The 16,218-nt window shown below is 47.9% G+C and carries 12 protein-coding genes; 5 read left to right on the top strand and 7 right to left on the bottom strand.

The genetic code is table 11. The annotated features are described in order from the left end of the window. The first annotated feature begins 7 nt into the window (after positions 1–7). From cpsG to rfbD, 4 genes are all read left to right on the top strand, one after another. Positions 8–1,381, top strand: coding sequence for a phosphomannomutase CpsG (cpsG, locus tag CPH57_RS04610; protein ID WP_046686726.1), 1,374 nt, complete (start codon positions 8–10; stop codon positions 1,379–1,381). Between the two features lie 190 nt (positions 1,382–1,571). After that, positions 1,572–2,585: a UDP-glucose 4-epimerase GalE gene (galE, locus tag CPH57_RS04615; RefSeq protein ID WP_033642475.1), complete on the top strand. Its 1,014-nt coding sequence runs from the start codon at positions 1,572–1,574 to the stop codon at positions 2,583–2,585. Positions 2,586–3,247: 662 nt separating this feature from the next. Further along, positions 3,248–3,781: a dTDP-4-dehydrorhamnose 3,5-epimerase gene (rfbC, locus tag CPH57_RS04620; RefSeq protein WP_033642476.1), complete on the top strand. Its 534-nt coding sequence runs from the start codon at positions 3,248–3,250 to the stop codon at positions 3,779–3,781. After that, positions 3,781–4,659, top strand: coding sequence for a dTDP-4-dehydrorhamnose reductase (rfbD, locus tag CPH57_RS04625; protein WP_033642477.1), 879 nt, complete (start codon positions 3,781–3,783; stop codon positions 4,657–4,659). Before rfbC ends, rfbD begins: the two co-directional genes overlap by 1 nt. 88 nt (positions 4,660–4,747) lie before the next feature. Here rfbD and CPH57_RS04630 read toward each other — a convergent pair whose 3' ends face one another. The 7 genes from CPH57_RS04630 to CPH57_RS04660 form a co-directional block, all read right to left on the bottom strand. Next, positions 4,748–5,572, bottom strand: a complete 825-nt coding sequence (locus CPH57_RS04630) for a glycosyltransferase (protein ID WP_046686728.1) — start codon at positions 5,570–5,572, stop codon at positions 4,748–4,750. Beyond that, positions 5,553–6,638, bottom strand: a complete 1,086-nt coding sequence (locus tag CPH57_RS04635; protein ID WP_096242087.1) for a glycosyltransferase — start codon at positions 6,636–6,638, stop codon at positions 5,553–5,555. Before CPH57_RS04635 ends, CPH57_RS04630 begins: the two co-directional genes overlap by 20 nt. Continuing rightward, positions 6,635–7,747, bottom strand: a complete 1,113-nt coding sequence (gene wecB, locus CPH57_RS04640) for a non-hydrolyzing UDP-N-acetylglucosamine 2-epimerase (protein ID WP_046686730.1) — start codon at positions 7,745–7,747, stop codon at positions 6,635–6,637. Before wecB ends, CPH57_RS04635 begins: the two co-directional genes overlap by 4 nt. 69 nt (positions 7,748–7,816) lie before the next feature. Further along, a complete protein-coding gene (locus CPH57_RS04645; RefSeq protein WP_033642480.1) occupies positions 7,817–8,869 on the bottom strand; it encodes a glycosyltransferase family 4 protein in 1,053 nt (350 codons plus the stop codon). Next, positions 8,859–11,624, bottom strand: a complete 2,766-nt coding sequence (locus CPH57_RS04650) for a glycosyltransferase (RefSeq protein ID WP_096242088.1) — start codon at positions 11,622–11,624, stop codon at positions 8,859–8,861. The genes CPH57_RS04645 and CPH57_RS04650 overlap by 11 nt, the downstream gene beginning before the upstream one ends. Further along, positions 11,617–12,951 (bottom strand): ABC transporter ATP-binding protein, encoded by a 1,335-nt coding sequence (locus CPH57_RS04655; protein ID WP_033642481.1) that lies wholly within the window; start codon positions 12,949–12,951, stop codon positions 11,617–11,619. Before CPH57_RS04655 ends, CPH57_RS04650 begins: the two co-directional genes overlap by 8 nt. Next, positions 12,941–13,768: an ABC transporter permease gene (locus CPH57_RS04660; protein ID WP_033642482.1), complete on the bottom strand. Its 828-nt coding sequence runs from the start codon at positions 13,766–13,768 to the stop codon at positions 12,941–12,943. Before CPH57_RS04660 ends, CPH57_RS04655 begins: the two co-directional genes overlap by 11 nt. 1,027 nt (positions 13,769–14,795) lie before the next feature. Here CPH57_RS04660 and gndA point away from each other — a divergent pair. Next, positions 14,796–16,202: an NADP-dependent phosphogluconate dehydrogenase gene (gene gndA / locus CPH57_RS04665; RefSeq protein WP_004938815.1), complete on the top strand. Its 1,407-nt coding sequence runs from the start codon at positions 14,796–14,798 to the stop codon at positions 16,200–16,202. The last annotated feature ends 16 nt before the right edge of the window (positions 16,203–16,218 follow it).

Consider the following 16,218-nt stretch of genomic DNA (forward strand, 5'->3'; position numbering starts at 1 on the left):
TTTGGCAATGCAAAAGTTAACGTGTTTTAAAGCTTATGACATTCGGGGAAAACTGGGTGAGGAGCTGAATGAGGACATCGCGTATCGTATTGGACGCGCCTACGGCGAGTTTTTGAAGCCCAGAAATATCGTGTTGGGAAGCGATGTGCGGTTAACCAGTGAAAGCCTGAAGCTGGCGTTGGCGAAAGGCTTGCAGGATGCGGGTACCGATGTTATCGACATCGGCTTAACCGGCACCGAAGAAATCTATTTTGCCACGACTTATTTGAAAACGGATGGTGGCGTGGAAGTGACCGCCAGCCATAACCCTATTGATTACAACGGCATGAAGTTGGTGCGTGAAGGATCCCGCCCAATTAGCGGCGATACCGGATTACGAGCGATCCAAGAACTGGCGGAGAAAAATCAGTTTCAGGCGCCGGCTGCAACGCGCGGTAGCTATGTTCGCCAGGACGTATTAGGGGCTTATGTAGAGCACATTCTGTCCTACGTCGACGTGAACAACTTCAAGCCATTGAAGCTAGTGATCAACTCGGGCAACGGTGCGGCAGGGCATGTGATCGATGCTATTGAGGCGCAATTGAAGGCGCGGGGTGTGCCGCTGGAGTTTATCAAGGTGCATCACCAGCCGGACGGCTCTTTCCCTAACGGTATTCCCAACCCATTGCTGCCTGAGTGTCGTGCGGATACCGCCGATGCGGTGCGTGAGCATGGCGCTGATATGGGCATTGCGTTCGACGGCGATTTCGATCGCTGCTTCCTGTTCGATGAAAAAGGCGATTTCATTGAGGGCTATTATATCGTCGGCTTGCTGGCGGAGGCCTTCTTGCAGAAACAGCCGGGCGCGAAGATCATCCACGATCCACGCCTGAGTTGGAACACCGTCGATGTGGTCACCGATGCCGGGGGCGTACCTGTGATGTCGAAAACCGGCCATGCTTTCATTAAAGAACGCATGCGTGCGGAAGACGCCATTTATGGTGGAGAGATGAGCGCTCACCACTATTTCCGTGATTTTGCTTATTGTGACAGTGGCATGATCCCATGGCTGCTGGTCGCTGAGCTGGTCAGTGTGAAGGGACAAACGCTGGGACAACTGGTACAGGATCGCATTGCCGCCTACCCGTCTTCCGGTGAGATCAATATCAAGCTGGCTCAGCCTGCCATGTCCATTGAAAGCGTTAAACAACACTATTTACCGCATGCCGATGAGGTGGACTACACCGATGGCATCAGCATGGCGTTCGCAGGCTGGCGTTTCAATCTGCGTTCTTCTAATACGGAACCGGTGGTGCGTCTTAATGTCGAATCGCGTGCCGATGTTGCGCTGATGCAAGAGAAAACTGACGAAATTTTGGCGCTGCTGGCCGCAGGAGCGTAATGTTTGTTTTGAAGGGTTGTGATAAGTCAGTGACGAGAGCGGTTTTACCGCTCTCGCTTCATGCCGTATTCAGAGAGCGGTATGATGTCTTTAGGGGAGGCGATGCAAGCCTGTTTAGGCGGCTTGGTAAGAGGCTTTCTTACAGAACGAAGAGATATTTTTCGGTACATCCGGAGTATAAGGGGTTGGAATGACAATTTTAGTCACCGGCGGCACGGGTTACATTGGTTCTCACACCGTTTTATCTCTGTTGGAACGAGGCGAAGATGTGGTGGTGTTGGACAATCTGTCGAACTCGTCTGCGGAATCGTTGCACCGTGTGGAAAAGCTGACGGGGAAAGCGGCGGTGTTCTATCAAGGCGATGTCCAGGATGAGGAATGCCTGCATCGGATCTTTGAAGCGCACCCGATTACGGCCGTCATTCACTTCGCTGGTCTTAAGGCGGTAGGGGAATCTACGCGTAAGCCGCTGGAATACTACCAGAATAACGTCACCGGAACACTGGTGTTGCTGGACGCTATGCGCCGTGCCCGCGTTCATGCGTTTATCTTCAGTTCGTCCGCCACCGTTTATGGTGCCAACTCGCCGGTGCCCTACGTCGAGACTACGCCAATCGGTGGCACGACCAGCCCTTATGGCACGTCTAAGCTGATGGTGGAGCAGATTCTGCAGGATTTTGCTAAGGCTGAGCCGCAATTTTCGATTATTGCTTTACGCTACTTTAACCCGGTTGGAGCCCATGAATCGGGCTTGATCGGCGAAGATCCGAACGGTATTCCCAATAACCTGCTGCCTTACATCTCGCAGGTAGCGATCGGTAAGTTAGATAAACTGGGGATTTTCGGTGGGGATTATCCGACGAAAGACGGTACGGGTGAGCGTGACTACATTCATGTCATGGATCTGGCCGAAGGCCATCTGAAAGCGATGGATCATCTGCCGAAGATCAATGGGTTTAAGGCCTACAACCTGGGGGCTGGCGTGGGGCATTCTGTACTGGCGATGGTTCAGGCGTTTGAGAAAGCGTCAGGCGTAACGATCCCCTATCAAATTTTGCCACGTCGCGAAGGCGATCTACCCGCGTTTTGGGCGAATGCCGATCTGGCTTACCAAGAGTTGGGGTGGAAAGTTAACCGGGGTCTCGATGACATGATGCGTGACACCTGGAATTGGCAGAAGAAAAACCCGCAGGGCTACCGTTAAGCATATCTGTTACCGGCGCTCAGAGAGGTGTTAGGCCAGCTGCAAGACAATCGAAAGCCAAGAGTGTGAGACTACCTATCGACGAGGGCTGATCACCCTCGTTTTTATGGGCTTTATCTGATAATAATCAGTACTTCCTTATGAAAAATCCGCGCTATCAGATTATACTGGTGCCATTGAAGATACTTTGTTGGGACGATATGTCGTTATGGCATAAAACCGCAGGGTATTGATGGTCACGGTATCTGGTGTGTGAATATGAGATGTTCCCTCCTGGAAATGCCTTGTTGAAGATCTGTTGAGAGAGACAAGAGCAGCGAGTATGTTAGCCTATCAGGCTTGTGAAGCGATAAACTCCACCATTTCTCTTACTTTGCATCAGTAAGGTACACTGAAGTTTTGCGCTAATGGTAGTGAGTATCAAGCCGTTGAGAGGAAGACGCTGTGGTTGGTCACGGATTTTATCAATCGTTTACCTCAAAATGATGCTTCCTGGCTCCCTTGTTTGCCTCTGTTCTCATGTTGTTAACAGGTGGCGATAAGGAGGATTAGGCTTTGTTTACGTTTTTCGCCATCGCGCCAATAAAGCTAAGATGTTGTAAGTGACTGTATTTTGCGAGAATTTTTGAGCACAAATTCTCGCGTCTTATGAGGTACGCAGAATGCAGGTTATCGATACTAAAATCGATGGAGTCAAAGTCATTCAACCAACGGTATTTAGTGATACTCGCGGTTTTTTTATGGAAACGTTCGAGAAGCGTCGCTTTCAAGACATGCTGGATATTGATTTGGACTTCGTCCAAGACAATTATTCACGCTCTTCTCGGGGGGTTTTGCGCGGACTGCACTATCAAGATATCAAGCCGCAAGGCAAGTTGGTTCGTGTGGTGCGAGGCGAAGTTTATGATGTTGCTGTAGATATTCGCCCAGACTCACCCACATTTGGCAAGTGGGAAGGCATTGTGCTATCGGAAGAGAACAAAACTCAGCTTTGGATCCCGCCAGGTTTGGCCCACGGTTTTGTCGTGCTCTCTGAGATCGCGGATTTTGAATATAAGTGCACGGATTACTATTCGCCAGAACATGAAAGGTGCCTGATGTGGAATGATCCCGATGTCGGCGTGGCCTGGCCTGTTCGGCACCCTGTTTTGTCGGAAAAGGACAAGAACGGCAAATTTCTCAGAGAACTGATTTAATGAGAGTTCTTTTAACCGGGGCTAAAGGGCAGGTCGGGCGCTGTTTTATCGATCGGGTACCCGCCGATTGGGTTATTTTAGCGGCCGACCGCAATACGATGGACATTTCCAAATTGGAGCAGGTTAAGGCCGTCGTCCAGGAGTTTAAACCGACGGCGATCATAAATGCTGCAGCCTATACTGCCGTTGATAAAGCGGAACAAGATTGCGAGGCTGCGTTGTTAGCCAACGTTGTGGGCCCAGCCAATTTGGCCTTGGTTGCAAAGGCAATGGATTGCCGACTGCTTCATATTTCTACAGATTATGTTTTTGATGGCCTGGGCAAGCTTCCCTACAATGAGTTGGCTGGTACCCGCCCACTGTGCATTTACGGGAAAACCAAGCGTGATGGCGAATTGGCCATCGTATCAGAAATGCAAGATGCGATAATTCTTCGCACTTCTTGGGTTTTCAGTGAATATGGCGAAAATTTCGTTAAAACCATGCTGAGGCTTGCTCGGCAACGTGAATCTCTTGATATCGTAGCCGATCAACGCGGTTGCCCGACATATGCGGGGGACATCGCAGACGCGATGATAAAAATGTTGCTTTGTGAGGTTCAGGGAGGGATTTATCACTTCTGCGGGGATGAAGAGGTCTGCTGGAGTGAGTTTGCGGAGCACATATTTAAAGTTGCTGCGGAGATGGGGGCGATTTCTCGCATGCCAAAGGTCAGTAAAATAACATCAGAACAATATGTGACTTTGGCTAAACGTCCTAAATATTCAACCTTGAGTTGCAATAAAATCAATGAGATAGGTATTCCTGCTTCCAATTGGCAGTCAGCCCTGGAATACGTGATTTCTCGATTGAGAAAAATGGGTTACTTACAAGAGTAATGTCGGCACCGTGTGGGTGAGCATGATGTATTTTGTTATTTTCATGCTCACCCGACAGTAATTGGCGCATAGCTTATTCGCTATGGAGTTACCAAATTTTCCAGCCGTGAATATTAAAGAAAGTAATCATTGAGCGTGAAAATAGCTTAATATGCGCCCAGCCTTTTCGCGCCGCATGGCCACCGTAATGCACGACTTTGACATCAGGGACATAGGCTATTCTGGTAATTTTTGCCGTACGGATGCTGAGATCGAAATCTTCGAAATAAAGAAAGAATTTAGGATTGAATCCGGATAATTCTTTCAGTACGCTGTAGCGGAAAAACATAAAGCAGCCACTCACGATAGGCGGATCGAAATAAACATCGTGAGGCGTTAGCGTATCAGCCATTTCATAGCGTCGAAGATAACTTTTGAAAAAACGCTTTCCTTTAACCGAGGCAAAGAAACGCAATAAATATACAAATACAGAAGGGTATCGCTTACACAAATATTGTGTTTCCCCGCTCCCCCAGGTTGCATACGGCGTAATTAAGCCACATTCAGGGTGAGCATCCATGAAGGAGAATGCATTCTCTAATGCATTTTTATCCATCTCTAAATCGGGGTTTAAAATAAGGGTGTATTTTGACTTAATAGCTAAGCTTAAATTATGTGACACTCCAAAGCCAGGATTGTCTGGTCGTGATATGTAATTTCCGGGAATAACGTCAAGGAACTCTTTAATTAGCGAAGTGACTGCAGGATCAGTAGTTGGCGAGTTATCAACAACCAATAAATAACAGTCGCGTGCTTTAAAAACGTTTGTCTCAACAAGTGCGGCAAGGGTTTTTCTTAAATCTACAAGATTCGGTTTGAAAATTACTAATGAGATTGTAAGAAATTTTTCATCTTCAATAGCCGGTAAAGACATGAGAGAATCGTCCACTCCATCTTGGGATGTCGTTTGGTTTTTTAGGTGAAGGAAAAACTAGCGTGTTGTCAGGTATAGTAATGCCTAGCGTTGTGTCAGAATTGTAGGCTTCTTCTTTGTGATGCCATAGCATCTCGCCAAATGGAGTCGATAGGATGGCTTTTCCTGCCAACCTGTATTCGTAGAACTTAACAGGATCGACATATTTAGTAATGTCGTTCTGCAAAAATGGAATAATCACATAATCAAATGTGGATATCTTTTTCATTACCTGGGGGTGTGGGATAGGGGGTTCCAGGATGATATTTTGAGGTAAGCTTTCCGGAATTCCGGTTTTTCTTGGCCCTACGAGGTTTATGATTGCTTCCGGATTTTTAGTGGCCAACTCGAACACCCACTTCCAGTCAAACCAGCTTGCGATTGTGCCGATATAGCCAAATGTGATTTTTTCATGCGATGTTTTCGGGATATGAATTTTCTGCATGTCATCTGAACACGCATTCAACACCAACTCAGTTTTGCTGGGGGCGATAGACGAAAATTTCTCAATTAAGGCATGACTTGAACAGAATATGCGGTCAACTTGTTGGGCGATTTCTTTTTCAAGATTAGCCGTGTTTTTCTTTGATAGGCCAGAATAAAACGAAGGGAAATCATCCATGGCGTCATACCACACTTGCCGCCATTTAAATTGCTTGATAAGCATGTTGGCCAGCAGACAGGGTTTGCCGATAACCAGAATGGTATCTTCAGATATAAAATTCTTTATATCGTCAATGATTTTCTTTATTTTCCCTTGGTTGAGCAGCTTAAACAACGCAGGTATCGGCTCCACGGGGGCTACAAAACCCAACCGAGCCAGTAGCAGACCCTCTATCAAATCCAATCCTGCAGGTTCAGGGGCATGGCGGCCGGGGGTCAGATCGGCGAGGGTGGGAAAACGACTAGGATAAGGCTCAATCCACAAAAGTTCCTGGGTGGCATGGGTCAGCGCATATTTGGCGAAAAAATGAGGGCGCTGACTTATGCTCAACCAGGGAACAGCTGAAAGATAGACGATTTTCATTGGCATTGTTCAGTAAAGAAATTGCGGACGATACGGACGATACGCTGGCTGGACTCACCATCACCGTAAGGAGAGCTTCCTTTTGCCATTTTTTGATAGGCCTGAGGGCTATCAAGCAGCAAAGACGCTTCTCTTACGATGTCCGCTTGTTCCGTTCCGATTAATTTCACCACGCCTTCCGAGACGGCTTCTGGGCGCTCGGTATCGCGACGTAAGACCAAGACGGGTTTGCCCAAGGCCGGAGCTTCTTCTTGCACGCCGCCAGAGTCGGAAAGAATCAGGTAGGCATTCTTCATGGCGGCAACGAAAGGACCATAGTCAAATGGGCTGACCAGCTTAATTCTTTCGTGTTCTTTTAACAGACGATCCGTGACTTCGCGCACGTTTGGGTTGGGATGAACGGGGAAAAGAATATAGATATCACTATACTTTTCGATAAGTTCAAGAGCTGCGTTGCAGATATTGACAATAGGTTGGCCGAAGTTCTCTCTGCGATGAGAAGTGATAAGAAGCATCCGGGCGTCTTGGGGAATATCGACGCCGATATCAAACGTCTTTTGTGCGGTCGTCAGCAAGGCATCAATCACGGTGTTTCCCGTAACGTGAATATGCTCTGCAGGAATGCCTTCGCGCAAGAGGTTGCTTTTAGATACTTCAGTCGGAGCAAAATGCAAGCGTGCTAAATGTCCGGCAAGAATACGGTTTGCTTCTTCAGGAAAAGGTGAATAGAGGTCGTGTGTACGCAGCCCCGCCTCGAGATGAGCGAAAGGCACTTTCTTGTAGAAACAGGCCAGTGACGTCACGAAGACGGTCGTCGTATCGCCTTGTGCGATAACCAAATCCGGTGCTGCCTCTTCGAGAGTTCGGTCGATGCTGGTCATCAGGCGCGCGGTCAACTCTGGCAATGTTTGCCCAGGTGTCATGACATTAAGATCATAATCGGCTTCAATTTCGAAAAGTTGGAAAGCCTGATCCAACAGGTCTCGGTGTTGGGCCGTCGCCAATACGCAAACGTCGAATTCACCGGAGGCATGAAGTGCCTTGATCACCGGCGCCATTTTTATCGCTTCCGGACGAGTACCCACAACGCACATAATTTTCTTTAACATGGTTGTCTCAATAATTAATATCCCCATACTGACGATAAAAATCGGTATGGGGAGGTGGTAATCGAATAGCTATTCGGTTCTGCGTAGCAATTCGTCCCAATCGTTCATAAAGGCATGGGCGGAAAATTTTTCTTTCAGAGCGGCAAGTGATGCTTTAGATTGCGCATAATTGTCAGATATAGAGGCTATTTTTTCTGACAATTGGCGAGCATCATGCAACGAGTAAGTAAACTCATTTTCACGCGTGGCAACTAAATAGTTATGTGCTTCGATATTGGACAAAACAACGGGGACGTCTGCACAAATCGCTTCTGAAGCCGATAAGCCAAATGATTCTCCGGTTGATGGCGACACAAAAATCCCGTTGGCTTGAGAGATCGCCAACAGCAGCTTGTCCACATTCAAGAATGGCACTGGCGGCAAGCATACGGTGTCGCCCACTAGATTTCTGCTCTCCAGCTCGGCGTTGGTGTTGATTTCAGAAGACTGCGGGCCGCACAGAACTAGCATGTATTTTTCCGCGTGTCGTTCTTTTAAAATAACGAATGCGTCCAGTAATTCAGTCAGGTTCTTTAGCTTGTCCATCCGTCCCAGGAAGAGAATAGGTCTTCTCGACCATGTTGGCAGAGAGGGAATCGCATGCGGTTCTTGAGAGACATGATCCCAAGGAACGAAATTACGCAGCAATAACAATGGACAGGCACTTTTGTGCAATTCAGGCTCTAGCTGCTTCATAAAGAACGCGGATGGGCACAATATTGCCGAACAACTGTCCGGAATTTTATTCAAGTAAGCTCTGTTTTCTTTATAGGCTGTATGGCATTCCGCAAAGTATTTCAATTTGTGCGTATGGCAAAATGTCAGAGCCGCAGGGAAATCAATGCAAAAAATGAGGCTGTAATTTTGTGTTAATAAATAATCGAAGTTGATGATTTTGACATCGACATTTTTACAGTCCGAGAGTGCGGCGGTGATCGCCTTCGCCGCACCGGAATCATGAGTAAAAAGAAGGTCAATCTGATAGGTGCCTATATCGTTTAATAAACGGGCACGGGTGAGCATGACTTTCTCAACACCGCCATGCGTCGCCCAAGGATAGATAAATGCTATTTTACGAAGCATATAACTCCCTAATTCCTTTTCTTTTCAGGGTGTTCAACTCCATTTCTTCGAATCGGGCTGCCCAAGTGGTTTCTTGCAAGAAGGTTTCCAACTCGTCAGAGTGGCGCTCGCTATTGATTGTTTTCTCAAACAGATCGACAACGTCGCTGCCGTCAGAGAAATAGGTCATCGGATAGCGTTTAATATGCTCAATGCCGGTCACTAGAGTTGGTAAGCCAAAATAGAGGTACTCATAAATTTTGATCGGATCTACCGCTTGAGCCAGCTCGCCACTTTTGAATGGAATGAGGCCGATCGACCATTCTTTGACATATTGATGAAGGTCTTTTGGCATTACTTTGCCCACCAGTGTGATGTTAGCAATATTTTTCGCTTTATTGACCACCCACTCAGGCTCACCGTAACCAATGATCTCGAAGTGATATTGTGGGAATTTTTCAGCTAATTTAAATACGATATCCCAGTCGAACCACGAGTCCGTTAGATGGCCGAAATAGCCCACTTTGTTGCCGTTGTCTTTCGCTATATTACGTGTATCGCCCAAGACCTTCTCGGAATAGCCATTACCGACTACTTCAATATCACTGCGAAGATAAGCAAATTTGTCACGCAGTGATGGAGCAACGCCACAGACGTAATCGCTTTGTAGAATGAGGGTTTCTTCAATCTCTTTCTGGTACCAAGGAGCTTGTCCGACCTTATGGAAGCATTCCCATTCATCCATAATGTCATAGATGATGTTGCAGCCTTGCGCTCTAAACTCATAGAGCGGAGTGAGGAAGACTTTCGCCGGCATCGTGATGACAAAGAACGCGGTTTTGTCATGCAGATGACACTGACGGGTGTATTTCACAAAATCATACAGCGGAACCTGATAGACATTGTTCCAGACTTGCGAACAACCTTTCGACAACGTTTCCTGTGGCGTCCATTGCCAGGCGATAAAGATAACCTGATAGCCTTTTTCCGAGAAATATTTTGCCGCGTTGATTGGCCGTTGGTTCACCAGCTCATCGAATTCGAAGCTGCATGGAATGAAGACGACTTTCTCTGATTGGTTTACCGCTGCGACCCAGTCTGGAATGTCTTCAGGTGTAGAGGTATCCGTCATCGCGCTATTGCAAGCGTGCTCGAAGTGTTTTTGAACGTAACGGTGCCGCTGGGTCTGTAGTTTTAGCCTGACAGACTCGGGCAGTCTCCAATAAAGAGTTTTGGCCAGTTCATAGCGTTTGTCCGCTCTGGTCAGTGATTGAACGGCAACCTGAACCAAATATCGAAGTTTTTGCCCTGCACTCGGTGCAACCGCGTGAGGCAAAGTTCTGAAATAGTCTTCTTGTTTTGCCGCTACCGATGTCAGGAGTTGTACTAACGATTTAACGTCATTCTGCAAAGAGAGATTCTGTTCTTCCAACGCAGCTAACTTGGCGATGACATCATTCCCTGAACTTGCTGCATTAGCATTAACAGGGGTGTCCAGGGGAGCCTGGCTCGCTTTATCTTCCATTTTGACGGTCTCTTTCACGCTATCATCATGAGCGTTGATCTTGATACTGTTGGCGATCAGTTGGTTTGCTAGCGTTTTAAATATAGCGACAGTAAAGGCATTCGCGATCAAAAAACTTTCGTTTTCCTGTGATGATGGTGCCTTACACAGCTGCTGGTAGAGTTGCAGCGAATCACCGTTGTCGTATCGCTCTTTGTCCGGGAGAACCATATTCTCGAGGATTTGGCTCCAACGGCCATCGCTCTGGTATTCAATAAGCAAGTCTGGGGGCAGGGGACGAGCGGCGGCAAATTGCTCTTGAAGCACATCTTCTTCGGCATTGGCCAGATTTCTGCCTGAGAAATTACAGTAAGCGGCATGTTTAAAGGTTTCATCGTCCAGAATGCCTTTAATGCCGTCGTAGCCAACCAGACACACCGGAAGCTGGCTAATGCCGGCTTCCAGTACTCCGCGGCCCATGCCGGCAAACCCCGCGTATTGCGGCATGACGGAAGGGATGTCACTGACAACGCCTTTGAAACCAACCCATTCGTTGAAGTTATTATCGCTAACGTAGGTTTTTATAGTGTCTTCATCACTACCGGTACCGTAAATATCAATACCATGAATCATTTGGCAGCGGCTGGCGAAGTCAATGAACTTCATAATCCCTGCGGATTTATCCTCATCCAGCCTGCTGGCGATAAGCCATCTTTTCTCAACAGTCTCATCCGTGATAGCGGGATGCGTTTGGGCGGTGTCTATCAGGTTAGGAACGATCATCACCGAGGGGTGGTCTATGATCTCCGCCAATTGATCCGCCGTTTCCTGCGAAACGCAAAATATGGTATGTAGCGTTTTGAGAAAATAAATGGCCAACGTCTGATTATAAATATTCCGAGTAAAATGCTGCAGCGACAGAGGGCCGTGCAATGTTAATAGCGACGGTATTTTTTCGCAGTCTGCGGCGATAACGGCAGGGAAAATGCAGTCAAAAGGATGCACATGAATGACATCGATGCCTTTTTCTTTGATAACCTGTCGTATCAGGTCTACGCCTTGAACGAGTTGTTCGATAGAGCCGTTGCTTAAATGAATATTTTCATGGCACGAGCTCAGCCCGTCAGGGAGTAATGACGGGTCTGCGACAACGGCGTACATAAGATGAACCTGGTAACCGTGGGCGACCAGATCCTTTACCTGAGTGTTGATATAGGTTTCCAACCCACCGATTGAGTAATACTGAGTTATGATAAGTATTGATTTATTCATGCTCTCCTGACCACTTTTCGAGTGATAAAGAAACAGGCAATGCGGCAATACCTGACATTGTCGTGCGAGGCTCTATAACCTTAAGGACGATCACGTCGGTTTTCTTATCAAGATAGGACATATCGGCGTGGCTGATGGCGTTGGCGATAGCGAGTGAAATAAAATAGCTGCCTTCGCACAGTGCCAGGTCAAGTTCAAACGTTGCCCTAAGAACATCTCCGCCTTTGGCGTTATGCATATTCTTCTTATGGTATAAGGTGCTGGTGCCAAATACCGTAATACCTTCAACGGTCTTAATGACCAAGCCGGCTTGCAGCTCTTCTATCGGCCCAAATACGCTGATATCGAAGCTGATGATGGCTTTTTCACCTACGCGGAATAGATCGCAAGGCTGATCGTGGGCATCTTTGATGATCCAACTTTCAATGAGGGCACCGCTGGTCAGTTCGCTTTCAGCTTGTATCTCGGCTTGTTCCGCGATGGAGGCCTCATGGGCGGCGACGCCGTCCTGGCTTTCTTTCTGGGGCGCGTTGATGGACTGATTGGTGTTTTTAGCAATGTTGTTCAGATAGCGCAGGTAAGTTTTTTCATCTGAGTACAGCAGGGCATGGTATTGGTCGATGATTTCTTTGGCACTGCCAATGGCTTCTACCCGGCCTTTTCGCAACAAAATGGCTCGCTGGCAAAACTTCTCCACGGTCGACGTGGAATGCGTCACCAGGATGATTGAACACCCTTGCGCGCGCAGCGATTCGATATAATCGAAGCATTTGCGTTGGAATTTCTCATCACCGACCGACAGCGCTTCGTCTACGATGAGCACTTCGGGCTTAATGCAAGCCTGAACGGCGAAGGCCAAACGCACATACATCCCGCTGGAGTAGGTTTTGACCGGCTGATCGATATGTTCGCCTATGTCGGCAAAGGCTTCGATCTCAGGGAATTTCTGTTCCATTTCACTGTGCGTCATACCAAGAATGATGCCGCTCAGATAAACGTTTTCACGGCCGGTAAACTCAGGATTGAAGCCAGCGCCGAGTTCCAGCAGCGCAGCCAGTTTGCCATTGACCTCAACGCTGCCCGAGGTGGCTGTCAAGGTGCCGGCAATAATTTGCAGCAGGGTACTTTTGCCTTCGCCATTACGGCCCAAAATGCCAAGCGTTTCACCGCGCTTAACGTCAAAAGAAACGCCGTTTAGCGCCCAGAACTCTTTGAAGAATGTACGGCGGCCTAAAGAAAGCATTTGGTACAAACGATGCTTAGGATTTGCATACATTTCAAAGCGTTTCGAAATATTTTTGACTGAAATTGCGAATTCAGATGACATCAGCAAACCCTTTACGCGTGAACATAAACCAACCATAACCTAACAGCATGATGACGAAAGAGATGAGGGTGTAAATGCCCCAGCTCCCCCAGGCGATATTTTTGCCCAGCATCATGCAATCCCTCGCTTGCTCAATGACATAAGTCAATGGACTGAGTTGCATGAAGATGTGATATGCGTCAGGCAACATGGAGATCGGATAGAAGATCGGCGAAAGATACATCAGAATCATGGTAAGCACGCCAATAACCTGAGCGATATCTTTCAAGTAAACGCCAAGCGAAGAAAGGAACCAGGATACGCCCAGAACCATCATAAGGAACGGTGCGATGATGACGGGTAGCCATAGAATGTGCCACGTAGGGATCCCTACGATAGCGACATAGAACAGCAACCAAACGACGAAGTTAATCACCATTTGGAATAAAGCTGTGCAGAGTGAAACAATGGGGAGTGTTTCAACCGGGAAGACAACCTTTTTAACGTAGTTGACGTTACTGACGATCAAATAGGGAGCGCGGTTAATGCATTCAGAAAAAAGCCCGAAGAAAATCAAACCGATGAATAATGCTAACGCAAATTCTCCTTTGGAATCGACTCCAGCACTCCAGCGAATTTTGAATACAACGCTGAAAACGAAGGTATAAATCACCATCATCAATACTGGGTTAATAAACGACCAAAGAAGCCCGATAAATGACCCTTTGTATTTACTGCCGATTTCCCGTTTAGAAAGTGAAATAACAAGATTCTTATTGGTGGCAAGTGTATGAAGACACCGATAAAAAGTCTTAACAAGAATAGAGAAAATATTCATTTAACACCTAGGCTATTGATTAACTTTTTTGACGTCATGGTTTAACTTTCTTCGCAATATAATCATGTAGAACGGATGCGTTATTGATATGACGGAGGGTGTGAAAATAGCTATAGGGCTAAACACACGTTTCCGTAAGCACTCCATGGAAAATACGCCAACATTTTCTCTCGGAGATTTTCACATCGTAAACAGAATCTGTTTCATTCCCGCGCAACCTGCATGGTATTACCGCGGGCTATTGTCCAGCGTGTTTCTATCTTACTGTAATGCCGGGGAACACATTAGTGATATATAAGGTTTTCTTCTGTTTTTCGATGCGTTCACTTCGGCAAAAAAACACCGCATTTCTCGATGAAACAGAAGTGAACACTGAATTCCCTGCATACAGATTGCCTGATTTTTAGGCTGGACATTGCTCTGCATAAGCGTTTTCAGCCTAAAAAAGCACGCTACCGCCCTTGGTAAGCGAGAACCAATAGAGGGTGGGGTTGTCAGTTTTCATTTATATGCTGAAACTATTTTCAGCAAAAATAGGCTAGAAAACCTTTATTATCCTACCACCAAATCACTTGTAATGCCTCTGGATTTTCAGGGTTTCAGTCTGTTCCTAGTAACCAGTGGTGACATATTCAAATGAGATATGTGCAATTGCTAGGAATTGTAGGATTACAGGCCAAAATGCAAGCGTGGCGCGTCATTGGATGGTTTCTTTCGAGGGTGTGGAGCAGGTTCGGCGATGCGGTATCCTCATCTTGGTCCACATATTCTGGTTGATTTTTAACCGTTGACATGATGCGGCAGACCGCACATCCGAACCTTTTCTTTTCTGCAATGTTACCGGTAATGTAGCAATGAGCTCAGGGCGTATACAGAACTGCCAACTGTGCGTGATTTTGTAAAGATTGTTATGGCTGCGATAGGTACATGCTTAGGAATAATCATGTACAATAAAGCAATGCATCCCTACTATGTTGTATAACTATATGATTACAATGTAGTAATTATCTCAGACAGGAGTTCCTAAATGTCCAAGCAACAAATCGGCGTTGTCGGCATGGCGGTAATGGGCCGCAACCTCGCGCTGAACATCGAGAGCCGTGGTTACACCGTTTCCATTTTCAACCGTTCTGGCGACAAGACTGACGAAGTGATCGCTGAGAACCCGGGCAAAAACCTGGCGCCGTATTACACCGTTGAAGAGTTTGTCGAATCGCTGGAAAAACCGCGCCGCATCCTGCTGATGGTGAAAGCGGGCGAAGCGACGGATAAAACCATTGCCTCGCTGACTCCGCACCTGGACAAGGGCGATATCCTGATCGATGGCGGCAACACCTACTATCAGGACACCATCCGTCGTAACCGCGAACTGTCCGACCAGGGCTTCAATTTCATCGGCACCGGCGTTTCCGGCGGTGAAGAGGGCGCGCTGAAAGGGCCTTCCATCATGCCTGGCGGCCAGAAAGAAGCTTACGAGCTGGTGGCGCCGATCCTGGAGAAAATCGCTGCGGTTGCGGAAGGCGAGCCTTGCGTGACTTATATCGGCGCTGACGGTGCCGGCCACTATGTGAAGATGGTGCACAACGGCATCGAATACGGCGACATGCAGCTGATTGCCGAAGCCTATTCTCTGCTGAAGCAGGCGCTGAACCTGAGCAACGAGCAGCTGGCCGAAACCTTCGCCGAGTGGAACAAGGGTGAGCTGAACAGCTACCTGATCGACATCACCAAAGACATCTTCACCAAGAAAGACGAAGAGGGTAAATACCTGGTCGATGTGATCCTGGACGAAGCCGCCAACAAAGGCACCGGCAAGTGGACCAGCCAGAGCTCGCTGGATCTGGGCGAACCGCTGTCGCTGATCACCGAATCGGTGTTCGCACGCTACCTGTCCTCGCTGAAAGATCAGCGCGTTGCCGCGTCTAAAGTGCTGACCGGGCCGAAAGTGGCACCGTTCACCGGCGACAAAGCCGAGTTCATCGAGAAAGTGCGTCGCGCGCTGTATTTGGGCAAGATCGTATCCTACGCGCAGGGCTTCTCTCAGCTGAAAGCCGCGTCCAAAGAAAACAACTGGGATCTGCACTACGGCGAAATCGCCAAGATCTTCCGCGCCGGCTGTATCATCCGTGCCCAGTTCCTGCAGAAGATCACCGACGCTTACGCAGCGGATGCCGATATCGCCAACCTGCTGCTGGCGCCATACTTCAAGCAAATCGCCGACGAGTACCAGCAGGCGCTGCGCGACGTGGTGGCCTATGCCGTGCAGAACGGTATCCCTACGCCAACCTTCTCCGCCGCGATCGCTTACTATGACAGCTACCGTTCAGCGGTGCTGCCGGCTAACCTGATCCAGGCGCAGCGCGACTATTTCGGTGCGCACACCTACAAACGCATCGACAAGGAAGGCGTGTTCCATACCGAATGGATGGAATAAGCCCACTCGTTGAGCG

This window comes from Serratia sp. JKS000199, from assembly GCF_900215455.1.
GTDB lineage: Bacteria > Pseudomonadota > Gammaproteobacteria > Enterobacterales > Enterobacteriaceae > Serratia > Serratia ureilytica.